The organism is Mesorhizobium sp. CNPSo 4671 (assembly GCF_057784245.1).
The window spans coordinates 686,333-707,996 of record NZ_JBWLUW010000002.1 but is presented as its reverse complement, the minus strand read 5'-3'; the positions used below and the strand labels follow the sequence as shown (position 1 = coordinate 707,996).

The 21,664-nt window shown below is 65.0% G+C and carries 18 protein-coding genes and 1 pseudogene; 7 read left to right on the top strand and 12 right to left on the bottom strand.

Features of this window, described 5'->3' with window-relative positions:
• Positions 1-33: 33 nt before the first annotated feature.
• The 3 genes from AC04SF_RS07925 to AC04SF_RS07915 are packed head-to-tail and all read left to right on the top strand — an operon-like array spanning position 34 to position 3,796.
• Positions 34-507: a (2Fe-2S)-binding protein gene (locus tag AC04SF_RS07925; protein WP_096448104.1), complete on the top strand. Its 474-nt coding sequence runs from the start codon at positions 34-36 to the stop codon at positions 505-507.
• Complete coding sequence (locus AC04SF_RS07920; RefSeq protein ID WP_488477279.1) at positions 504-1,487, top strand: FAD binding domain-containing protein; 984 nt, start codon at positions 504-506, stop codon at positions 1,485-1,487. The genes AC04SF_RS07925 and AC04SF_RS07920 overlap by 4 nt, the downstream gene beginning before the upstream one ends.
• Positions 1,484-3,796 carry a xanthine dehydrogenase family protein molybdopterin-binding subunit gene (locus AC04SF_RS07915; protein ID WP_488477278.1) on the top strand — a complete coding sequence of 771 codons (2,313 nt, stop codon included), beginning with the start codon at positions 1,484-1,486 and terminating at the stop codon, positions 3,794-3,796. The genes AC04SF_RS07920 and AC04SF_RS07915 overlap by 4 nt, the downstream gene beginning before the upstream one ends.
• 189 nt (positions 3,797-3,985) lie before the next feature.
• On the opposite strand, the gene AC04SF_RS07910 is transcribed toward AC04SF_RS07915, so the two are convergent.
• Positions 3,986-4,996: a zinc-dependent alcohol dehydrogenase family protein gene (locus tag AC04SF_RS07910; protein ID WP_488477277.1), complete on the bottom strand. Its 1,011-nt coding sequence runs from the start codon at positions 4,994-4,996 to the stop codon at positions 3,986-3,988.
• Between the two features lie 96 nt (positions 4,997-5,092).
• Between AC04SF_RS07910 and AC04SF_RS07905 the strand changes: the two genes are divergently transcribed.
• Positions 5,093-6,022: a LysR family transcriptional regulator gene (locus AC04SF_RS07905; protein ID WP_488477276.1), complete on the top strand. Its 930-nt coding sequence runs from the start codon at positions 5,093-5,095 to the stop codon at positions 6,020-6,022.
• Between the two features lie 34 nt (positions 6,023-6,056).
• Here AC04SF_RS07905 and AC04SF_RS07900 read toward each other — a convergent pair whose 3' ends face one another.
• The 6 genes from AC04SF_RS07900 to AC04SF_RS07875 form a co-directional block, all read right to left on the bottom strand.
• The gene (locus tag AC04SF_RS07900; RefSeq protein ID WP_488477275.1) at positions 6,057-7,178 is read right to left on the bottom strand and encodes a hypothetical protein; all 1,122 of its coding nucleotides are present in this window, start codon (positions 7,176-7,178) and stop codon (positions 6,057-6,059) included.
• 75 nt (positions 7,179-7,253) lie between these two features.
• Positions 7,254-8,018 (bottom strand): slipin family protein, encoded by a 765-nt coding sequence (locus AC04SF_RS07895; protein ID WP_096448118.1) that lies wholly within the window; start codon positions 8,016-8,018, stop codon positions 7,254-7,256.
• On the bottom strand, positions 8,015-9,418 hold the full coding sequence (locus tag AC04SF_RS07890; RefSeq protein ID WP_488477274.1) for an NfeD family protein: 1,404 nt from the start codon (positions 9,416-9,418) through the stop codon (positions 8,015-8,017). The genes AC04SF_RS07895 and AC04SF_RS07890 overlap by 4 nt, the downstream gene beginning before the upstream one ends.
• Positions 9,419-9,549: 131 nt before the next feature.
• Positions 9,550-10,269, bottom strand: a complete 720-nt coding sequence (locus AC04SF_RS07885; protein WP_488477273.1) for an outer membrane protein — start codon at positions 10,267-10,269, stop codon at positions 9,550-9,552.
• A 73-nt stretch (positions 10,270-10,342) separates the two neighbouring features.
• On the bottom strand, positions 10,343-11,047 hold the full coding sequence (locus AC04SF_RS07880; protein WP_488477272.1) for an outer membrane protein: 705 nt from the start codon (positions 11,045-11,047) through the stop codon (positions 10,343-10,345).
• A 239-nt stretch (positions 11,048-11,286) separates the two neighbouring features.
• Positions 11,287-12,432: a helix-turn-helix transcriptional regulator gene (locus AC04SF_RS07875; protein WP_488477271.1), complete on the bottom strand. Its 1,146-nt coding sequence runs from the start codon at positions 12,430-12,432 to the stop codon at positions 11,287-11,289.
• A 207-nt stretch (positions 12,433-12,639) separates the two neighbouring features.
• Between AC04SF_RS07875 and AC04SF_RS07870 the strand changes: the two genes are divergently transcribed.
• The 3 genes and pseudogenes from AC04SF_RS07870 (at position 12,640) to AC04SF_RS07860 (ending at position 15,114) form a co-directional block, all read left to right on the top strand.
• Entirely contained in the window at positions 12,640-13,830 is a 1,191-nt protein-coding gene (locus tag AC04SF_RS07870; protein WP_488477270.1) for an AraC family transcriptional regulator, read from the top strand.
• 317 nt (positions 13,831-14,147) lie between these two features.
• Positions 14,148-14,498, top strand: a pseudogene (locus tag AC04SF_RS07865) (autotransporter outer membrane beta-barrel domain-containing protein); the annotation flags it as partial.
• A 13-nt stretch (positions 14,499-14,511) separates the two neighbouring features.
• Positions 14,512-15,114: an autotransporter outer membrane beta-barrel domain-containing protein gene (locus AC04SF_RS07860; protein ID WP_488477269.1), complete on the top strand. Its 603-nt coding sequence runs from the start codon at positions 14,512-14,514 to the stop codon at positions 15,112-15,114.
• 109 nt (positions 15,115-15,223) lie between these two features.
• Here AC04SF_RS07860 and AC04SF_RS07855 read toward each other — a convergent pair whose 3' ends face one another.
• From AC04SF_RS07855 to AC04SF_RS07835, 5 genes are all read right to left on the bottom strand, one after another.
• Positions 15,224-16,105, bottom strand: a complete 882-nt coding sequence (locus AC04SF_RS07855) for an EamA family transporter (RefSeq protein WP_488477268.1) — start codon at positions 16,103-16,105, stop codon at positions 15,224-15,226.
• A 188-nt stretch (positions 16,106-16,293) separates the two neighbouring features.
• Positions 16,294-17,379 (bottom strand): histidine kinase dimerization/phosphoacceptor domain -containing protein, encoded by a 1,086-nt coding sequence (locus tag AC04SF_RS07850; protein WP_488477267.1) that lies wholly within the window; start codon positions 17,377-17,379, stop codon positions 16,294-16,296.
• A gap of 104 nt (positions 17,380-17,483) precedes the next feature.
• On the bottom strand, positions 17,484-18,170 hold the full coding sequence (locus AC04SF_RS07845) for an aspartyl/asparaginyl beta-hydroxylase domain-containing protein (RefSeq protein WP_488477266.1): 687 nt from the start codon (positions 18,168-18,170) through the stop codon (positions 17,484-17,486).
• 208 nt (positions 18,171-18,378) lie between these two features.
• Positions 18,379-19,674 carry an HlyD family type I secretion periplasmic adaptor subunit gene (locus AC04SF_RS07840; protein ID WP_488477265.1) on the bottom strand — a complete coding sequence of 432 codons (1,296 nt, stop codon included), beginning with the start codon at positions 19,672-19,674 and terminating at the stop codon, positions 18,379-18,381.
• An 11-nt stretch (positions 19,675-19,685) separates the two neighbouring features.
• The gene (locus AC04SF_RS07835; protein WP_488477346.1) at positions 19,686-21,497 is read right to left on the bottom strand and encodes a type I secretion system permease/ATPase; all 1,812 of its coding nucleotides are present in this window, start codon (positions 21,495-21,497) and stop codon (positions 19,686-19,688) included.
• Positions 21,498-21,664: the final 167 nt, after the last annotated feature.

The following is a 21,664-nucleotide window of genomic DNA, read 5'->3' as shown; positions in this document are numbered from 1 at the left end:
CCACCAGCGTCAAGCAACTGGAGCCCGACGCCCATGACGAAAATCCCCGTACATCTCGACATTAACGGCACACATCATCACCTGGAACTCGAACCCCGTGTCACGCTGCTCGACGCCTTGCGCGAGCGGCTCGGCCTGACCGGCACCAAGAAGGGCTGCGACCACGGCCAGTGCGGTGCCTGCACCGTCCATATCGACGGCGAGCGCGTGCTGGCTTGCCTCACCCTGGCGGCGCAAGCCGAGGGCCGCGCCATCACCACCATTGAGGGGCTTGCACGGGAGGGCGAACTGCATCCCGTGCAGGCTGCCTTCCTCGAGCAGGACGCCTTCCAGTGCGGTTATTGCACGCCGGGCCAGATCATGTCGGCGGTGGCCTGCATCCGCGAGGGCCATGCCGGCTCCGACGAAGAGATCCGCGAATACATGGCCGGCAATCTCTGCCGCTGCGGCGCCTATCCGCACATCGTCGCCGCCGTGCGCCAGGCGGCCCTGGAGGTCGCATCATGAGGGATTTTTCCTATTTCCGCGCCGGCTCTGTCGATGCGGCACGCCAGGCGGCCGCCCTGCCCGGCGCCATGCTGCTCGCCGGCGGCACCACGCTGATCGATCTCGCCAAATGCGGCGTCGCCGAGCCCGACACGCTGGTCGACATCACCTACCTCAAGGGGCTCGATCGGATCGCGGTCGACGAACGCGGCGCCAGCATCGGCGCGCTCGCCAAAATGGGCCATGTCGCCGACCATGCCGACATCAAGAGCCAGTTTCCCGCAGTGTCCGAAGCGCTGTGGCAGGCGGCTTCTGCGCAGATCCGCAACATGGCGACCATCGGCGGCAATCTGATGCAGCGAACACGCTGCCCCTATCTCCGCGATCCCTCGAACTTTTCCGCCTGCAACAAGCGTGAGCCAGGCAGCGGCTGTTCGGCGATCGGCGGCGTCACCAGGGGCCACGCGGTGCTTGGCACTAGCGAGGCCTGCATCGCCATGTATCCCGGCGACCTCGCCACCGCGCTGGTGGCCTTCGACGCGACAGTCCATCTCGGCGATCGCCAACTTTTGGTCGATGACTTTTTCCTGCTGCCCGGCACCACGCCGGAGAAGGAACATGCGATCGAGCCGGGCGAGATGATCACCGCCATCGAAATCCCCGGCTCCGCCGCCGCCCGCCGGTCGACTTATCTGAAGATCCGCGACCGGCAGTCTTATGAATTCGCGGCGGCGAGTGCCGCGGTCGGCATCGAATTCGAGGCCGATGACCGCACCATCCGTGACCTGCGCGTGGCGCTTGGCGGCGTTGCGACCAAACCGTGGCGTGCCCGCGCCGTGGAAGACACGCTGAAAGGCAAGGTGCTGGAGCCCGAAACCGTCCGCGCCGCCAGCCTGCTCGCCGTCGAAGGCGCCGTCGACCATGGCGCCAACCACTACAAGATCGAGCTCGCGCCGCGCGTTGTCGCGCGCGCCATCCTCAAATTGGGAGAGACGGCATGACCGTTCACAACATCAGAGTTGGTGAATCAAAACGGGGTGACGCGTCGGACGGCGCGCTGGCGGAAGCCGTCGGCGGCCGGCTGTCGCGCGTCGACGGCCCCGCCAAGATCACGGGGGCGGCCAAATACGCCGTCGAGCAACAGCTCGAAGGCCTCGCCTATGCCGTGTTGGTCGAAAGCACGATCGCATCCGGCAAGGTGCGCGCGATCGACACCGCGCAGGCCGAGGCGGCACCGGGCGTGCTCAAGGTGCTGACACCAGACACCATCATCAGCCTCAGGTCCGCATCCGACTGGTTCGGCACGCCGCCACCGGACAAGCCCTATTGCCCACTGGCGCGCGACATCACCTTCTCGGGCCAGCATGTCGCCGCTGTCGTCGCCGAAACCTTCGAGCAGGCGGTCGCGGCAGCAGCCCTCGTCAAGGTCAGCTATGACGAGGCGCCCGCGATCGTCGACCTCAGCGACGGCAAGGCCGGCGACGGCATTCCGATCGACGCCATGACCAAGGAATGGGGCGATGCCCCGGTCGCCTTCGCCGCCGCGCCGGTGCGCATCTGCGCCGCCTACAACACGCCGCGCGAATACCAGGCGCCGATGGAGCCGCATGGCCTGATCGCGCGCTGGGAGGGCGATCATCTGACCGTGTGGGAGCCGAGCCAGTGGCTCGACGGCATGGCCCGCACCTATGCCGAATGGTTCGAAGTGCCGTTCGAGAATGTGCGGCTGGTCTCGCCCTATATTGGCGGCGGCTTCGGCTCCAAGGCGCTGGCGCTCAGCCATGGCGCGGTCGCCGCGAGCGCCGCCAAGATGCTGGGACGGCCGGTGAAGCTGGTGATGACCCGGCCGCAGACCTTTACCGGCTATGGCGGCCGCGCGGCGACGCGGCAGACGGTGACGATTGGCGCCGACCATGACGGCGTCATCCAGTCGATCGTGCATCGCGGCGTCAATGAAACATCCATCGACGGCATGTGGGTCGAGCCGCTGGGATCGGTCACCTCGATCATGTACGCGACGCCGAACTTCTCCTCGAAGCAGAATGTCGTGCGGGTCAATTCCGTGGTGCCGGGCGCCATGCGCGCGCCGGGCGAAAACCCCTCGGCCTTCGGCATCGAAAGCGCCATCGACGAGCTTGCCTATGAGGTCGGCATCGATCCGCTGGAGATCCGGCTGCGGAACTATGCCGAGCAGGACCCGCACGCCAAAAAGGCCTGGTCGACCAGGCAGTTGCGCGAGGCTTTTGCCGCAGGCGCCGAGCGCTTCGGCTGGGCCAGGCGCTCGCCAAAGCCGCGCTCGATGCGCGACGGCAATCAGCTGATCGGCTGGGGCGTTGCCGCCGGCACCTATCCGGTGCGGCGCGCCTATGGCGAGGCTGTCGTGCGCATCCTGGCCGACGGCTCGGTCGAGGTCGAGAGCTCGTCCATCGACATGGGCCAGGGCACCTACACCATCCTGGCGCAGACCGCCGCCGAGACGGTCGGCGTGCCGGCCGACGACGTGGTGGTGAAGCTCGGCGATTCCCGCTTCCCCCGCGCCGGCGTCACCGGCGGCTCGCGCCTGGCCGGCGTCATGACCGGCGCCGTCTACCAGGCGGCGACCTCGGCGCTCGACCAACTGGTCGGTCTGGCGATCAACGATCCGCGCTCGCCCTTCCATGCGCTGCAGGCCAACACGCTGGTCGTCGCCAATGGCCGCATCGGCTCGCCACGCGGCGACGGCCCCGATATCTCGATCGCCGAACTGCTCAAAAGCGTCGGCCGCGACCATATCGAGGCGACCGGCGACACCATGCCGGCCAATTCGACGGCCGACGACCGCTACAAGAACTACACCACGATCGCCATGGCGTTGCCGCACACCGAGGGCGACTATTCCCGCCACTCCTGGTGCGCGCATTTCATCGAGGTGCGCGTCGACGAGGATTTCGGCACGGTGCGCGTCTCACGCGTGGTGTCGGCGCTGGATTCCGGCCGGCTCTACAACCCGAAGCTCGCCGAAAGCCAGTGGAAGGGCGGCATCATCATGGGCATCGGCCAGGCGCTGCTGGAGGAAGGCATCATGGACCGCCGCCATGGCCGCATCGTCAACAACAACCTCGCCGACTACCTCGTGCCGACCAATGCCGACATTCCCGACATCGAGGTGATCTCGGTGGGCATCCCCGACCTGCACTCCTCGGTGCTCGGCGGCAAGGGCGTCGGAGAACTGGCCATCGTCGGGGTGGCGCCGGCGATTGCCAACGCGGTATTCCATGCGACGGGAAAGAGGATCAGGGACCTGCCGATTACCTTGGAGAAGTTGATTTAGACAGAGGCGTGGTGCGAGGCGCCCCCTCTGCCCTGCCGGGCATCTCCCCCTCAAGGGGGGAGATTGGCAGCTTTGACGCTCCGCCAACTCTACAGCCTTGATCATTGGCGAAGACGATGAAGCGAATGATCTCCCCCCTTGAGGGGGAGATGGCCGGCAGGGCAGAGGGGGGGCGGCCAGGCGCAAACCTCACCACTCCAATCCGAACACCAGCTTGCCGAAGTGCAGGCCGCCGGCGGCCATGTGGGCGTAGGCTTCGGCCGCATCATCGGGTGAAAACACCTTGTCGACGACCGGCGCGATCCCGGCAGCGCCGATGGCGCGGGCGGCGTCGCGAAGGTCGGACACCGACCCGGTGTTGTTGCCGATCACCTTCAGTGCCTTGATGATGATCGGCAGCAGGTTGATCGTGGCCTCGGCGCCGGTGACGAAGCCGATGGTGAACAGCGTGCCGCCGGGTGCGGTGGCGTTGATGGCGCGGGCGAAGGTGGCGGTGCCGCCGGTTTCGACGACGAGGTCGGCGCCGAGGCCATCGGTCAGCTCCAGCACCTTGCCGTCCCAGTCTGATGTCGCGCGGTAGTTGATCAGATGATCGGCGCCGAGCGCCTTCGCCCGCTCCAGCTTCTCGTCCGACGACGAGGTGATGATGACGGTGGCGCCGGCGGCTTTCGCCAGTTGCAGGGTGAAGATCGAGACGCCGCCGGTGCCGAGCAGCACGACGACCGAGCCCGGCCCGACATTGGCGGCTCGGATGGCGTTCCATGCGGTGGTGCCGGCGATCGGCAATGTCGACGCCGCCTCGAAGGAGAGATGCGCCGGGACCGGCACGAGGGAATTGGCCGGCAACGCGACATATTCGGCCAGCGACCCAGGCAGCGAGATGCCGCGCATCTGCGTCATCTCGTAGGGCCGCGGCCGGCCACCGATCCAGCGCGGCTTGGCATGGGCGACGACGCGATCGCCAGCGCTGAAACCCGTAACGCCCTCGCCCAGCGCGACGATCTCGCCGGCGCCGTCGGCGACGGGGATGAGTGGAAAGCTCGGTCCGGGATAGTTGCCGCTCGCCACCGCGACATCGACGAAATTGAGGCTTGCCGCGCGCTGGCGGATCAGCACCTCGCCGCGCTGCGGTTCGGGGGTGGCGACAGTGACGGCGCGGAAGGCGTCGAGCCTGGGTTGGCTCAGTTCGATGGCTTTCATGGTTTCACTCCGGTGGGACGATTGATGGTTGAGTGAGCCTATCTGCTGCGCTATTTCTGGATAATCATTCCATTTTGCATTTAAGTACTGCGAAACATGCAGCAATCTTACGAGCCTGCGGCCCTTGCCGAAATGGCGGCCTTCGCGGCCATCGCCGAGGCGCGCTCCTTCACCAGGGCGGCGGCGCGTGTCGGGCGTGACGCGACCATCCTGTCGCGGCGCCTGCAATCGCTGGAGGAACGGCTGGGGGTCAGGCTGCTCCATCGCACGACGCGCAGCGTGTCGCTGACCGAGGCGGGCGCCGAATTCCTGGTGCGCGTGCGCGCCATCCTCGCCTCCGTCGACGAGGCCGAGGCCGCCGCGTCGGCGCATGCCGGCGGCGGCCCGCGCGGCCTGCTCAGGCTGGCGCTGCCTGGCACGTTCGGGCGCATGTGGATCGGACCGCTGCTGCCGCAATTCCTTGCCGAATTTTCCGATATCCGCATCGAGGCAGAATTCTCCAACCGTTTCGTCGATCTGGTCGCCGAGAATTTCGACGTCGCCGTGCGGCTCGGCGCGCTGGAGGATTCGCGCCTGGTGGCGCGCAAGGTGGCGACGCGGCGCCGGCTGCTCTGCGCCGCCCCCTCCTACCTCGCCCGAAGGGGCAGGCCGCGGACACCGCAGGCGCTGCTCGACCATTCCTGCCTGGGCTTCAGCGGCTTCCAGACCTTTCCGGCCTGGGAGATGACCGACCGCGAGGGCCGGCGCGCGCGCGTCGAGGTTTCGGGGCCGTTGGTCAGCGACGATGCCGAGGTGCTGGTCGAGGCCGCCGTGCAGGGCCTCGGCCTGATGATGAGCACAGACTGGCTGATCGGCCGCGAGCTCGCCGACGGACGGCTGGTGCCTGTGCTAGAGGAGTGGACGCTGGCCGACGAAGGCGCGGTCTATGTCGTCGTGCCCTCAGCCAAGGGACAAGCCGCCAAGACCCGCGCCTTCGCCGACTGGATCACCAAGCGATTTTCGCCGGAGCCGCCGTGGCGAGGGTGAGGTGCCGTCATTCGGTTTTCGCCAATCTCCCCACCTATCCTGGAAAATCCCAGTTCGACCGGTTCAGGACATCGCTGGGGGGAAGAATCTCGTCGGGCTTGAGCTCTCGGCGCTGAACCTCATCGGCGACAAATTCCTCACGTGGCCCCCACGCTCCACCACTGCCGATTTTTAGCGGGATTTTGTCCTGCGTCAGACATTGCGAAAGGTTTATGTCAAACGTACCCGGAGCCATGTCGAACCAGTCGCACGCCTCGCCGAGAACACTGTCCGTGCGCCCCATGCTCTCCGGGATGACATTGCGGCCGAGGTGAATAGCCAGCGAATCTCCGGGCCGGCATTCCGCGCATATGGAGAGCCGCTCAAACGCTCCGCCCTTGGCGGCCCTGAAGGATAGTGCCTGCCCCGTTTGGTCATTGCGGATATTCAGGGTTCGCCGTCCATCGGGATACGATATTTCATCGTAGGTCCACGGATCGTGCCGCCGCAATGCCCTGACCGCACCTTGCCATTGCATGTGCATGGCAAAATCCGGCGGGCGCTTGACTGCGGTTGCAGCTTGGGGTGGCTGATCGAAGTGCAGCCATTGGGCAACGTCCAACAAATTGGCAGGCAGTTCGACCTCCTCGGCGGACACGGGGCGGCGTTCGAGTCTGACAATCGCCATCGATTGAAACAGCGAGCTGTTCACAGACACCCTGGTGGCAATCTCGATACCATCAGCAGTCAGGCAACTCAGCCATTGCAGTTGAGGGGCCTGCTTGTCTGGATCGCGGCGCACAACTTCCCGCACGTCGCATCGCTCGCCGGCATGCGTCTCGGTCTGGCCGGTTTCGGTTACTGCGCGAATTCGTTCGTAGGATGTCGACGTCTCACGGTTTATCGAAACAGAGGAATAGTTTGAATCCTTGCTGAGTGAGACTGTTATTTGCTTTGCCGGATTTGCGTAGATGACAGTCCCCAGTTCGTCCACACGGGCCCAGCCGTCATGATGTGTGACGATCCTCGTATGGGATCCGGTCGAATTTCCCGATGGTTGCACCGTCATGGTCGCGACATAGTCGGGGACGTCTGCGGAGGGCGCATAGGGGATGTCGCCTGCCCGCGCCGCGGAACCTGCAAGAACGAGAGCGGCCATGATCGACAATCTCATCATGGCTTCTCCCCCGCGTGCCACGCAGCTGCCAGTCGAACGATTCCCTGCAACAGCGGCTATTTTGCGACTGGTTTCTTACTTTGCCCCACCCTGCCCCTTCATGAACTGGCTGAGCAGATCCACCGGCAGCGGGAACACCACAGTGGACGAGCGCTCGCCGGCGATGTCGTGCAAGGCCTCGAAATAGCGCAGTTGCATGGCCTGCGGCTCGGCTGCCAGCATGCGGCCCGCCTCGACCAGTTTCGCCGCCGCCTGCTGTTCGCCATCGGCATTGATCACCTTGGCGCGCCGCAGCCGCTCGGCCTCGGCCTGCTTGGCGATGGCGCGGATCATGCTTTCGTTCAGGTCGACATGCTTGATCTCGACATTGGAAACCTTGATGCCCCAGGCATCGGTGCGCTGGTCGAGTATCTCCTGGATATCGCTGTTGAGCTTGTCGCGCTCGGCCAGCATCTCGTCCAGCTCGTGCTTGCCGAGCACCGAGCGCAGCGTGGTCTGTGCCAGCTGGTTGGTGGCGGCCATATAGTCCTCGACCTGGATGATCGCCCGCTCGGCGTCGACGATGCGGAAATAGAGCACCGCGTTGACCTTGACCGAGACGTTGTCGCGCGAAATCACGTCCTGCGGCGGGACATCCTGCACCACCACCCGCAGATCGACCTTCACCATCTGCTGCACGAAGGGAACGAGGATGATGAGACCGGGACCCTTGACCCCGGTGAAGCGGCCGAGTGTGAAAACCACGCCGCGCTGATATTCCCTGAGGATACGGACGGCCGCCGACAGGAACACGACCACGACCAGTGCAAGCAGCAGATAGGCCACGTAACCGATGCTCATTGTCTTGCTCCATTCTCTCCCGGATCGCGCCGCCGCACGGTGAGCACGAGATCGCTGATGTCGCTGACCTCGACGCTGTCGCCGGCCGCGATCGGTTCGTCGGCCTTTGCCCGCCAGCGCTCGCCCAGAGCCAGCACATGGCCCTCGCCGCCCTGCCAGTCGAGGATCTCGACGGGCAGGCCGCGCATCGCCTCGCCGCCGACGCGCGGTGGGTTCTTGCGCGCCGCCCAGACATAGGTGCCGGTCAGCAGCGCCAGCCCAAGCGTCAGCGCGGCTGCTGGACCGATGATGGCCCAGGACATGGCAAAGCCCGGCCCCTCTGCCCGCAGCAGCATGGCGGCGCCGAACAGAAAGGCAGTCACGCCGCTTACACCAAGCACGACGGTGGGATTGAACGCCTCGATGATGAGGAAGGCGATGCCGAGCAGCATCAGCGCAAGGCCGGTATAGTTGATCGGCAAGAGATTGAGCGCATAGAGGCCGAGCACAAGGCAGATGGTGCCGATGACGCCAGGCGCGACCGCGCCGGGACTGGTGAACTCGAAGACGATGCCATAGACGCCGACCAGCATCAGGATGACCGCGATGTTCGGATCGGTGATGACGGCAAGCAGCCGGATGAACCAGCCGGGTTCCAGCGTCTCGACCGGCAGCCCCTTGGTCGCCAGAACCACTTTTTTGCCGGCCACGTCGACGGTGCGCCCATCGGCCAGTTGCAACAGCTCGGTGGTGTCGTTGGCGACGAAGTCGATGACATGTTCCTGCAGCGCCGCATTGGCCGACAGGCTTGCCGCCTCGCGCACCGCCTTCTCGCCCCAGTCGCCATTGCGCCCGCGCAGTTCGGCGAGCGAGCGGATCAGGGCGACCGCGTCATTGGTCACCTTGGCCATCATCGCGTCGCCTGCGGGCCGACCGCCCTGGCTCTTCTGATCGCCCTGGTCCTTCTGATTGCCCTGGTCCTTCTGATCGCCCTTTTCGCCGCCGGGAAGCGACGGCAGCCCGCCGATCTCGACCGGTGTCGCAGCACCCAGATTGGTGCCCGGCGCCATCGCCGCGACATGGGTGGCGTAGAGGATATAGGTGCCGGCACTCGCCGCATGGCCGCCGGCCGGCGCCACATAGCCGATGACGGGCACCGGCGAAGCCAGGATGTCGGCGATCATCTCGCGCATCGAGGTGACCAGCCCGCCGGGCGTATCGAGCTGCAGGATGAGGACTTCGGCGTTCCGCTTGGCGGCGACATCGAGCGCTTCCTCGAGCTGCCTGGTGCTCGCCGGCCCGATGGCGCCGTCAATGGCGACACTCAGCGCAACCCTCTCGCTCCCAGCCGAGGAGAAGGGAGAAAATGCAGCCACGGCGACAAAGGCCACGGCGAGAAGGGCCACCCGCGCGAAGGACACGCTCAAAGCTCCATGGACTCAATATGGGTGGTGTCCCAGCGAAGTCCAATGGGGGAGCTGACGTCGGCGATTGACGGACGTGGCCAGGCACGCAATCTTCCCTCTCAAAGGGAAATTCGCGGCTTCAATGGTCAGAATTTATAGGCAATGCCGATGCGGATATCGTGCGTCGTCAATTCGATGGCATCCGAATTGAAGGGCGCCCCATCGAAAGTCGAGTGGCGCACGGAGGTGTGGCGGCCGAAATCGGCAAAGCGGTATTCGCCGCGAACCAGCCAATTGTCGGTGACGGCGTATTCCGCACCAGCGCCCAGCGTATAGCCCGCTATCGTACCCTTGGCGTCGGCATAGGCAACACCGCTGGGAAGATCCACTGTGGCGTGCTTGTAGGATTCCACCGCCAGGCCTGCGGTAACAAAAGGCAGCCACCGATCCATCGCGTAGCCGGCCCGCAGGCGAACGGATCCGACTGAATCCAGCTTGAGCTCGCCGCCAAAGGCAGGGTCGTCAACGCCGAGCGCTCGATACAGCGTGGTGTCTTTCACGCCGGCGAAGCTGTAATCACCCTCGACGCCAAGAACCAGCCCGCTCTCGAACTGATGGTTGAAGCCGGCATACAGGCCGCCGAAACCACCCGACGGACTGTAAGCCCAGCCGTAATCGTCGAAGCTGCCCGGGGCGAAGGTCTGCCCGACCCTTGCATCGCCCCAAGCGTATCCGGCTTGCGCGCCAATATAGGCACCGGACCAGTTGTAGGTGGCGGCAACCGGCAGGACTTCATTGGTATCCGCCGCGCAAGCCATGCCGATCGGTGCAAGGATTAGGGCCGTCGCGAGAAGAATGGTTTTCATCGTTTGTCTGCTGTTCCGAAATATTGCGTTTCCCCGCGCGGCAAAGGCGCGCGGGGGCGTTCAGCCTGGCGGGTCAGAACTTGTAGCTGAGGCCGACCCGGACATCGTGCGTCTGCAGATCGACATGCGTTTCCGTGAGCAGACCGGCTGCTATCGAGAGGTCCTTGCTGCCGAAGTCGGAGTAGCGATATTCGGCCCGCGCGATCCACCGGTCGGTGAAGGCGTGCTCGATGCCGGCGCCAACGGTCCAGCCGACATGGGTCTCATCATGGAATGGTATTTGGATGGCGCCGCTGCTGCCAATCGCAGTCACTTCATACTTTGCCGCGGCCACGCCGGCAGCGATGTAGGGCAAAGTCCGATCGAAAGCGTAGCCCGCTCGCAGCCGCGCCGCGCCCGACCACTTAAGTTCGCTCTTAAGCAATGTGCTGAAACCACCGCCACTAGCATCGAGGGGCGTTATCGCGTCGGCATTGCTGTAGGCAATGTCAGCCTCGGCGCCGATCACGAAACGGTTCTCCATCTGGTAATTGGCGCCGATATGAATGCCGCCAATAAAACCGTCTGGATCGAGGGGAAGGTTAAGGTCCGAGGCCCCACCGAAGCCGCCGCCGGCGACGAAGAAATTGGATTTTCCGGCCATGTAACCGATGTCGACGCCGGCATAGAGGCCGGACCAGTCGTAGCCGGAAACGGGCGAAACCTCATTGATATCAGCCGCGCACGCCATGCCGATCGGCGCGAGGATGAAGGCCGTAGCGAGTAGGATCGTTTTCATTGTTTGTCTGCCGCCCAGGGGTTGTGGTTCCCCGCCACGAAAAATGCTCCGCGGCGATCGAGCACCCGGTGTTGCATTGTCCGCCGGCCGCGTCTTGGGCTGGGCCGCACTGGAATTGTCCTGGAACGCGCCGCTGCACTTTCCCGATCGCTGTGGCCGATCGGCCGCAGCCAATCGGCGCGTCAGCAAGCTGCCGATTCCCCGGCAAGGCGGAGATTGGCAACCTCAGCCGGCCCGCACTATGATCCAGGAGCCGCAACGGGCGTGCCAATATCCGAAATGAGTTTGACGAGATCGGCCTGGCGGCGCGTGCCGGTCTTGGCGAAGATGCGGTTGAGGTGGGTCTTCAGCGTGTTCTCGCCGATGCCGAGCGACAAGGCGCTTCTGGACGCCGGCAAGCCGCTGCCGATGCGCAGCAGAACCCGCGCCTCCGCCGGCGTGAGATCGAACAGCGTGGTCAGAACGGCCTCCGGCAGTGGCGAAGAGGATGTCGTGGTCGAGACGAAGACAGCGGCACAGGCGGGCCGGAAAGCCGCGCGCGCTGTGCCCTCGGTCAATGGCAGCACATAGGCGACGGCGGGCGGCTGACCCGGGGCCGAAATCGGCAGGCCGATGCCGCGTGACCCAAGCGAGCCATCCGCGTCCGCGGCGCCGGCGATCGCTTCCAGCAGGGCGCGGGCGACCGCGGGGTTCTCCGTCTGGAGCACGCCGTTCTTGGAAAGAATGGGACCATGCCCCGAGAGCATCAGCTCGGCGGCTCCATTGGCATGGAGGATCGCGCCGTTGGCGCCGGTCAGAACGACAGGGACGGCCAGATGGTCGAGCGCCGCGCGATAAAGATTGGCGGCCACGCGGGCCTGATCGAGCAGATCGCCGATCAGCGACGCACGGCGCAGATGCGGCGACAGCAATGCCAGGAACAGCTGCTCCTCGGCCGAAATCACCTCCCTGCTCGCCCGCGTGGTGCAACCCATGAGCCCGATACGGTCCGGTGTATGAACGAATTTGGTGATGCAGCCTTCACGCAATCCCTGCGGTTTGGCCCAATTCTGAAAAAACGGCGTCCGCTGCAGGTCGGCTTCGCTCATATGCGACAGTGTCGCGACGGGCGTGTCGATATCGCCGACGACCGCGGCCTTCAGCCCGGGAATCGCGTCGAAGTCATAATCTTCCTGGAGCACGCGCATCTGCTCCGGATCCCACGGCGATTGGGCCGCGAAGCGGCCATGATTGCCGGCGGTGCTGGCAAGCGCGATGGTGGTATAGGCCGCATCCATGGCTTGCGTGATGCGGATCATCACCCCGGTCCACCCGTCGGGGTTCAGCACGCAATCGTAGATATCGCCGACAATCGAAAAAAGGACTTCGCTGCTCAGCCTTTCCACCGTTTCTCCTACACCCCGGCCTGCCCGCCCCTCCCACGATGGATGGCAGGCAAAAGATGAAACCAGCAACGTTCTTGGGCGGCGGGATCGGTGCAAGAACGCCGATCCTGCCGAGATGATTTTGCTGGCGTCATACTTTCGGGTGACGCCAAGCGTGACTGAGCTCGACTAAGGGTTCAATGCGATCCGTTGAACGCCAGGCACTCTATGTCGCTGGTTATTCCTGGAATGGAAAGCGCCGCGTTGGATTTTTTTGAGACTGCGGGTTTAGCGGGGGGCGCTTACTTGTCACGAAAGACGGTGTTTTCATCGACCGATTTGCCGGAGCATCTTGGCGCTTCGATCGCGGCTTCGAAAGGCAGTTTTTCCGAAATGCCGTATTCGACCGACCAGATCTCGGCCAGCGAAAATCGATCGCGGTCCTACGAGGGATGCCTGCACAGGATTATCTACAATTCCAGCGACCTGATCGGCGGCGAACAAATCCAGAAAGAGCAATGGATCTCATCGCTGACATCCGGTTACGTCCGTCTGCGTGCCGATCCGGCCATCGGCAGATCGTTCGAAGGCGAGCTGAGGATTGTTCGAGCTTGCGACGTTTCGGTGGGCACGATCCGCGGCACAGTCAAATCGATATCGAGAACCACTGAAGACATTGCGGCCCAGAGCACCAACAATGTCGTGTTGCTTCTCAATGCCGGACACTCCCCGCTCAGCGTCGACCAGTCGGGAAGGAGCGTCGATCTGAGTCCAGGCGCGTCCGTTCTTGTCGAGCAGAGCGCTCCCTCAATCATCCGGGTGAGCGACGGGCAATGCGGCCTGATCGCCGTGCAGACCGATCGCGAACGCGTGCGTCAGCGATATGCAGGGTTTGAGGATCGCCTGATGACGGTCGTGTCTAGCTCCATGATGATCAACGCCCTTGTTCGTGCCTATGTCGGCGTTCTGGCCGATGAGAAAGAAGCCGAGTCTCAACTGACCATGCAGTTCGTGGCCGATCATATTGCCGATCTGATCGCCGCCACCGCTTCCATCGCCGCACCTGTGACGGCGCACGACAACGCGGGCGCGCGAGGTCTACGTGCGGTACGGACGCAAGCGATTCTGACTAAAATTCGCGGCGGCTTCACCGATCCAGAAATCTCCGCGCAAGGTGTCGCAAAGGAGCTCGGCCTGTCGGTGCGCTATGTCCAGGACCTGCTTCAAGAGACAGGCATCAGCTTCTCCGAGCGTGTTCTCGAACTGCGCCTGCTAAGAGCGCATAAGATGCTCTCGCAAAGGCACAATGACGCCATGCGCGTCAGCGAAATCGCGCTGATCAATGGATTCAGCGATGTGTCGTACTTCAACCGCTGTTTCCGCCGCCGCTTCGGCCACACGCCAACGAGCGCGAGATAGATTGCGGATCTTTCGCAGCCGGCCAGGCGTCCCTGTCCGTCGGAAACCCTCTCAACTCCCGAAGCGACCGATGGTGCCAACCATCACAATGCGCGGAAAAGCCACCGCACCTCGCCCCAGTCCAATTCCAATGCGGCCCTGCCCAAGACAACAGCCCGACGCCGATGACATGTCGGGTCAGGGCGAAACGACCGCCACGTCAGGGGATTGAATGCCGCTGACTGCATTTGGAAGCCGGAGGGCGACGCTGACTTCGAACCGCGCAGACGAGCTACCCGGTACGCAATCCTCGCCCTGGCGTCAGTTCGCTGGCGCTAATGCTTGGCGCAGCCGGCCTCGTGGCAACAACCCTGCCGGCAGCGGCCGCCCCCGTGACCTGGAACGGCGCAACGTCGAGCAATTGGTTCGACCCCGGCAACTGGACTCCGGGTACGGTGCCTGATGCCACCAATGTCGCCAACATCAACACGCTTTCGCCGAACCCCACGGTGATAAGTGGCGCTGGTGCCAATGGGCTCACGGATTTCGTCGGGAGGAATGCCGGCGACGTCGGTTCTCTGGAAATCATAAACGGCGGGACTCTCAGCGATTCACAAGGCCCCGTTGGCAGATTCGCGGGCGCTATCGGCACCGTCACCGTGGACGGCGCTGGATCGGCATGGCTGCACAGCGACGATTTCTATGTCGGAGGGGAAGGCACGGGAACGGTCTCCATCCTCAACGGCGGCCTACAACTGGAGCAGGATCTCGACGAAACGCTCCGTTGCCTTCAACGGCTTCACGGATGGGCTGTCGGCCGACTACGATGCCGGCACCAGGCAGATGTTCGGCGAACTCGCCTACAAGGCCGAGACCAGCAGTAGTTTCAAGTTCGAACCCTTCGCCAACCTCGCCTATGTCAGCCTGCACACGGACGGTTTCGGCGAAACAGGCGGTGCGGCGGCCTTGACCAGCGCCGGCTCGACCACCGACGCCACCTTCACCACGCTCGGGCTGCGCGGTTCGACCGATTTCACGCTTGGCGGCATCGACACCACCGCGCGCGGCATGCTCGGCTGGCGCCACGCCTTTGGCGATGTCACGCCGCTCTCAACCGTCGCCTTCGCCGGCGGCGATGCCTTCACCATCGCCGGCGTGCCGATCGCCATGGACGCCGCGGTGGTCGAGGCCGGCCTCGATCTGCCGATGTCGGTCAATGCCACGCTCGGCCTGTCCTATTCCGGCCAGTTCGGCGGCGGTGCGGTCGACAACAGCGCCAAGGTCGATCTCGGCGTCAAGTTCTGACGACGCCCGATCACTGCCAATTGACGTCGCCTTGCGGAGCGCCGCCCAAGCAGCAGTGACACCCCGTCGGACTTTGCCACGCGGCCTATAAACCGCGTGGCCGCGGCCCCTACTCTGGCGACGGCACCGGCGGCTTCGAGGTCAGCGCGGTGCCGGCGGCCGCGACAATGACGGCAGCGATGCCAGCCACCTGCGGCGGCGTCAGGCTTTCGTGCAGAAACAGGAAGCCGGCCAGCGCGCCCAGCCCCGGCTCCAGGCAGGTCAGCGTGCCATAGATGCGGGCCGGCATGCGGGTCAGCGCCACCATCTCCAGGAAGAACGGCAGCGCGCTTGAAAACAGGCCGACGAGCAGCGCGCTGACCAGGATCGACGGCGCCAGCAGCCCTGTTCCCGCTTGCGCCACGCCGAAGGGCAGCACCAGCACGGCGGCGATCGCCATGCCATAGGCGGTGGTGCGGGTGCCGAGCTCGGCGCCCGCCTTCTGCGCCAGCACGATGTAGAGCGCCCAGAAGCCGCCGGCCGCCAGCGCCAGCATCACCCCGATCGGATCGAGCGGCTGCAGCGAATGGATGAAGGGCGACAACAGGATGATGCCGGCCACCGCAAGCGCGATCCAGGCAAAATCGCTGGCGCGCCGCGAGGTCAGCGTCGCCACCAGCAGCGGCCCGGAAAATTCGAGCGCCACGGCGACACCGAGCGGGATCCTAGCAAGGGCTGCATAGAACAGGAGGTTGAGCGCGCAGAGCGTCACGCCATAGGCGGCCAGCCACGGCAAGGTGGCGCGCGTCGGCCGCATCTGCCAAGGCCGCAGCACCGCGATCAGCATCAGCGCGCCGATGACCAGCCTGAGCGTCGTCGTGCCTTGCGCGCCGATCACAGGAAACAGCGTCTTGGCGAAGGTGGCGCCGATCTGGATCGACACCATGGCCCCCATCAGCGCCGCGACGGGCAAGGGCGCCGCTTCGCGATTGGCAACCGGCATCGATGTCACTTCTGTTCACCCTCCCCTGCCGTGCCGGGCATCCGCGCGACCCGGCGGCATGCCTGGCAGCTATGGCCTGCCCGGGCGGGCCTGTCGTGAGGCACGGGACGACAGTCGGCTGGGGCAAGCGCTGGAATGGGTCCCGCAAGTCGGGGAACACCCTTCCGGCCACTCAAGGCATCCGTTGGGCTGCCTGCCTAAGCAGCGGCGGCGGCAGAGCGCTTAAAGACGATGGTGACCCGCGTGCCCTCGCTGGCGCTCGAATTCACATCGAATTCTGCCTTGGCGTTCTCGGTCAGCGAACGCGCGATCAGCGCGCCGAGCTTGCCGGGCTTGGGCCAGGTCTCGCCTTCGGGCAGGCCGATGCCGTCGTCGGCGATGACAATACGGCAGCCATCGCCGTTGACGATGCTGTGCAGTGTGATCGTGCCGCCGTCGCGCCCTTTGAAGGCATGCTTGAGCGCATTGGTCAAAAGCTCGTTCACCACCAGCCCGGTTGGCATGGCGACGTTGACCGACACCGGATAGGTATCGACCTTCATGTCGAGGCGAATGCCCTCGACCGCATGCGAGTTCATCACCGCCGACGCGATCTGGCTGAGATAGACGCCGAGATCGACCTCGTCCTTGTGATCGTCGCCCGACAGCGTCTGGTAAAGGATCGCCAGCGCGTCGACGCGGCCGGCCAGCCTCTCGAACCGCTTCTGGTCCGGCTCCATCGCGTTACGCGTCTCCAGCCGGATCAGCGCGGTGATCATCTGCAAATTGTTTTTCACCCGGTGCTGCAATTCGCGCAGCAGCGTGTCCTTCTCGCGCACGCGTTCCTCGACCGTAGCTGCATCTTCGGTCTCGCCATGGGCCGAGACGTCGACCAGCGCCACCAGCCGGAAGCAGACCTTGCCATTGTCGTCCTCGATGACATTGGAGTAGGCGTCGACGATCGCCGGCGTATGCTCGGCCCGCTCCAGCCGGAACGTACCGACAAAATCGGTCTCCTCGACCAACGCTTCGAACAGCGCGCGGTCCTTCTGCTGGTGCAGGCCGGTGCCGGAAAGTGCCGCCCATTGCTTCTGGGCGAGCCGGGCCGCCTTCAGCCCTGACAGCTTCTCGAATTCCGGGTTGGCATAGACGACGCGCTCCTTCGCGCCGAGGTCCGAGACGGCAATGGCGATCGGCACCTGGTCGAGGAATTTCTTGAACTGTTCGCTTTCCAACGCGCTGGCAAGGTCCGGCGTATCGAGCAACTGCTCGACCGCTTCGGCCTTCTGTGTATCGGATGTCATCTGCGGCGCCTGTGCTGCGTGAGCGCCATCAGTATCAGCGATAGGGTGCGCCTGCCATCGCCAATGCAGGAGGAGGCATTTCCACACGCCGGCCATCCGTGGGCTCAGCCGGCGAACGACACGCCCCTGCGGCGCATCCCCGCCTGCACGCCGCGCACGATCAGCCGGGACAGCATTTCCATGTCCCAGGGCATGCCCGGCCGCCAGACATCCAGGAGCAAGGCGATCCGGGCTTCATCGGCGTTGTTCATCACCTCATGCGGATAAGTGTCGTCCCACAGCATGCCTTCGCCATCGCTGATCCGTTTCTCCTGATGGTCGATCATCATGATGGTTGCCGGGCGGCCATCGGCCTGTCGCGGGATGACCAGACCAAGGTGGAACCGCATGATGCCGCGGAAAGGCCCGCGGTGGGCGGGGATGTGCTTGCGCGGCGCGAGGAACGAGATAGCCGCCGATTTGACTTCCGGGCATTCGGCAAGCAAGCGGCTGAGAACCGGCATGCGCGCAAGGTTCTCCGGCACCGCCATATCATAGGCCTTGAGCACGAACATGCGCCAGTCCAGCCCGTCATTGGCTGAGATATCGGCCTGCTCCGGCATGATGTCATGGAAGCGCGGGACCTTGCCCAGATGCACGCCAAGCGCTTCGTCACGGATGTCGCGCCAGGCATTGGTGAATTTCGCCGCGTTCGGAAATTCGATGGCGGCATCGAGGATCGCCGGTGCGTCTATTCGCTTTTCATAGACACGCCGGATCACATCGGATGCAAGATCGTAGGTATGGGACATCGCATTGCCTCCGCCACATGATAAACGGACGGCTACGGGTTGTGCTTACACATTTTGTTCAATGCGCCGTGTACCAACTGTGGCCTGGCCGGCAGCCCTGCACGTGACAAGATCGGTCATTGTGCGCGGAGGCGACCATCCCTCATGGACGTATGCCACGCCTGTCGCCACCAAAGTCTGCTCCAGGAATTGGAGCCAGACCATCGCCTCACTCCCTGAAGGCGCGGCTGATCTGGTCCTGCAGCGGTTTGACGAGATAGGAGATCACGGTCCTGTCCGCGGTCTTGATGAAGGATTCGACCGGCATGCCGGGAACCAGCTTGACCTCGCCGAGGCGCGCCACCTCGGCATGCGTGGTCGCGATCCGAACGGTGTAGTAGCTGATGCCGGTGCGCTGGTCTGTCGTCGTGTCCGGCGAGGTCCGCTCGACCGTGCCATTGATTTGCGGCGTGGTGCGCTGGTTGAAGGCCGAGAAGCGCAGCGCCGCCGGCTGGCCGACCCAGAGCTGGTCGATGTCGCTCGGCGCGATCTTGGCCTCGACCGTCAGGCTGTCACTGTCGGGCACGATCTGCATGATCGTCTGGCCGGGGGTGATGACGCCGCCGATGGTGTGGGCGATGGATTGCTGCACGACGCCATCCTGCGGCGCGCGGATATCGATGCGCCTGAGCTGGTCCTCGGCGGCGATCTTGCGCTCCGTCAGTTCGCCGACCTTGCCGTCGATCTCACGCAGATCCTTGTTGACGTCGGTGCTGAGCTCGAGGTCGATCTGGAGGATCTGCAGATTGATCTCGGCGATCTTGCCCTGGGCCTGCGCCAGGGCTGCCGTCAATTGGCCGCGCTCGCCGTCGAGCCGCGCCGACTCGCGCTCCATGGCGGTCAGGCGGTCGATCGAGATCAGCCGCTTCTTCCACAGTGCGCGTATGCTGGCCAGTTCCTCCTCGACAAGCGTGATTTCCTGCGACTTGGCGTCCGCCTGCGCCGTGTCCCCGCCAATCTCCTTCTGCAGCTGCAGGATGCGCTCCTGCAGCTGGCTCTTCTGGCCGGAACGGCCCGCACGCCTCGTCTCGAAAACCTGCTGCTCGCCGGCCATGATCTCGGCGATCGCCGGATCGCCGCGGCGATCGAGAAGGTCCTGCGGAAAGGCGATGACATCGGCGCCCTGGCGTTCGGCTTCAAGGCGCGCCTCGCGTGCCGACAGCTGGTCGAGGGCCTTGGTGACGACGGCGAGGTTGGCCGCCGGCACGGTCGGGTCCAGGCGCACGAGCAACGCTCCCCGCTTGACCCGGTCGCCGTCACGCGCCGCGATCTCGCCGACGATGCCGCCGGTCGAATGCTGCACATCCTTGACGTGGGAATCGACCACGAGAACCCCGGAGGCGATGACCGCTCCCGAAATCCGTGTCAGCGAGGCCCAGCCGCCGACACCGCCGACCAGCACCGCGACCGCGATGAGCCCCATATGCATGTAGCGCTGGATGGATTGGTGCGAGGAGTTCGACATCGTTGCTCCCCTCACTCGCCTGCCGCGGCCATGCCGGGCCGCGGCGCCGGCTCTTCGGTGGCGAGCCTGAGGTGCGGCACGGTGGCCACAGCCGGTTGCGGCCGTGGCAACAGCTTGGCCAGAACCTCATCCTTGAGCCCGAACGCCTGGACGCGGCCCTGGCTCATGGCAAGGATGAAATCGACCGTGCCGAGCGCGCTTGGCCGGTGCGCCACGAGCACGACGATGCCGCCACGTTGCCGCACCGAAACAATCGCCTGGAACAGCGCCTGCTCGCCTTCGGCGTCGAGGTTGGAATTCGGCTCGTCGAGCACCACCAGGAACGGATCGCGGTAGAGCGCGCGGGCCAGCGCGATGCGCTGGCGCTGGCCGGCCGAGACGGCCTCGCCAAGTTCGCCGATCTGCGTCTCGTAGCCATCGCGGAAACCGACGATGAGATCATGCGCGCCGGCCGCCCGGGCGGCGGCAATCACCAATGCGGGATCGGCGCCGGGCTCGAAACGCGCGATGTTCTCGGCGATCGAACCGGCAAACAGCTCGACGTCCTGCGGCAGATAACCGATGAACCGGCCGCGGTCTTCCGGCGACCACTGGTCGAGGTCGGCGCCATCGAGCCTGACCCTGCCGGCGGCGGACGGCCAGGCCCCGACAAGCGCCCTGACCAGCGTCGACTTGCCTGAGCCGCTCTGGCCGATGATGCCGACGGCGTGTCCCGCTTCCAGCGCAAAGCTGGCGTCCTGCACCAAGAGGCGCTGCGTGCCGGGCGCCGCGACGCTGATACCTTGCATGAAGACGTGGCGGCTCGGCGCCGGCATGGCCATCGGCTCGGCGTCGGCCGGCAATGCGGCGAGAATCCTGGTCAGCCGCTGCCAGCCCTGCCGCGCTGTTACGAAACCCTTCCAGTTGGCGATGACCAGATCGACGGGTGCCAGCGCGCGGCCGCTCAGGATCGATGCGGTGATGATGATGCCCGCGGTCGCCTGCTGTTCGATCACCAGCCAGGCGCCGATGCCGAGCATTGCCGATTGCAACAGCATGCGCAGCACCTTGGACACGGCGCCGAAGCCGCCGGCTATATCGCTGACGCTGCGCTGCTCGGCGAGATAGTCGCGGTTGGCCTCTTCCCAGCGCCTGGCCATCCGGCCGCCCATGCCAAGCGCCGCTATCACTTCCGCGTTGCGGTTGCCGGTCGTGGTCAGGCCGTTACGGATGATGCCGGTCTGGGTGCCGGATGTGACCGGCTTGCGTGTCAGCCGCTCGGCAAAGACGGTCAAAAGCACGAGCACGATCGCGCCGATCAGGGCCGTCACGCCGAGAAGCACATGGAACACGAAAATGATGGCCAGATAGAGCGGCAGCCACGGCAGATCGAACAAAGCGGTCGGGCCGGAGCCCGACAGGAAGGTCCGCACGCTGTCGAGATCGCGTACCGGCTGCATGCTGTCGCCGTTGCGCCCGACCTTGAGCGGCAGCTTGAGGACGCTGGAATAGACGCGGGCGCCGAGCGCCTCGTCGAGGGCGCCGCCGATGCGCACCAGCATACGGCCGCGGATGAAATCGAGCACGCCTTGCCCGGCATAGAGGATGGCGACGAGCAGGCTGAGGCCGATCAGCGTCGGCACGCTGCGGCTCGGCAGCACGCGATCATAGACCTCGAGCATGTAGATCGAACTGGACAGCATCAGCACGTTGAGGACGCCGCTGAACAGCGCGATGGAGATGAACGCCGAGCGGCAGGATTTGATCGCCGCCGCGAGTTCCGATCCCTGCTGCCGGGTATTGGGCTGCCGGGCACTGGACCCGGCAGCCCTTCGCGCCGTCACCGCGGCGCCGGGGGCGGCGTCCGGACCGGTTTCAGCGCTATGCGAATTGCGTGCCCGAAACAGCGTCAGGGCGCCAAACCCGGCCAGGGCCAGGCAGCCAGACACAAGGCCAGGCGATACCGGCAGCACGCCGCCCAGCCCAAGGAAAAGGGCGCAGCCGATCAAAA

Bases quoted from the DNA above. Each gene is read 5' to 3' on its own strand.
- AC04SF_RS07885 (WP_488477273.1), bottom strand. From the start codon at position 10,269: ATGAAAACCATTCTTCTCGCGACGGCCCTAATCCTTGCACCGATCGGC.
- AC04SF_RS07910 (WP_488477277.1), bottom strand. From the start codon at position 4,996: ATGAAAGCCATCGAACTGAGCCAACCCAGGCTCGACGCCTTCCGCGCC.
- AC04SF_RS07900 (WP_488477275.1), bottom strand. From the start codon at position 7,178: ATGATGAGATTGTCGATCATGGCCGCTCTCGTTCTTGCAGGTTCCGCG.
- AC04SF_RS07920 (WP_488477279.1), top strand. From the start codon at position 504: ATGAGGGATTTTTCCTATTTCCGCGCCGGCTCTGTCGATGCGGCACGC.
- AC04SF_RS07870 (WP_488477270.1), top strand. From the start codon at position 12,640: ATGTCGCTGGTTATTCCTGGAATGGAAAGCGCCGCGTTGGATTTTTTT.
- AC04SF_RS07925 (WP_096448104.1), top strand. From the start codon at position 34: ATGACGAAAATCCCCGTACATCTCGACATTAACGGCACACATCATCAC.
- AC04SF_RS07860 (WP_488477269.1), top strand. From the start codon at position 14,512: ATGTCGGAGGGGAAGGCACGGGAACGGTCTCCATCCTCAACGGCGGCC.
- AC04SF_RS07905 (WP_488477276.1), top strand. From the start codon at position 5,093: ATGCAGCAATCTTACGAGCCTGCGGCCCTTGCCGAAATGGCGGCCTTC.
- AC04SF_RS07915 (WP_488477278.1), top strand. From the start codon at position 1,484: ATGACCGTTCACAACATCAGAGTTGGTGAATCAAAACGGGGTGACGCG.
- AC04SF_RS07850 (WP_488477267.1), bottom strand. From the start codon at position 17,379: ATGACATCCGATACACAGAAGGCCGAAGCGGTCGAGCAGTTGCTCGAT.
- AC04SF_RS07880 (WP_488477272.1), bottom strand. From the start codon at position 11,047: ATGAAAACGATCCTACTCGCTACGGCCTTCATCCTCGCGCCGATCGGC.
- AC04SF_RS07845 (WP_488477266.1), bottom strand. From the start codon at position 18,170: ATGTCCCATACCTACGATCTTGCATCCGATGTGATCCGGCGTGTCTAT.
- AC04SF_RS07895 (WP_096448118.1), bottom strand. From the start codon at position 8,018: ATGAGCATCGGTTACGTGGCCTATCTGCTGCTTGCACTGGTCGTGGTC.
- AC04SF_RS07840 (WP_488477265.1), bottom strand. From the start codon at position 19,674: ATGTCGAACTCCTCGCACCAATCCATCCAGCGCTACATGCATATGGGG.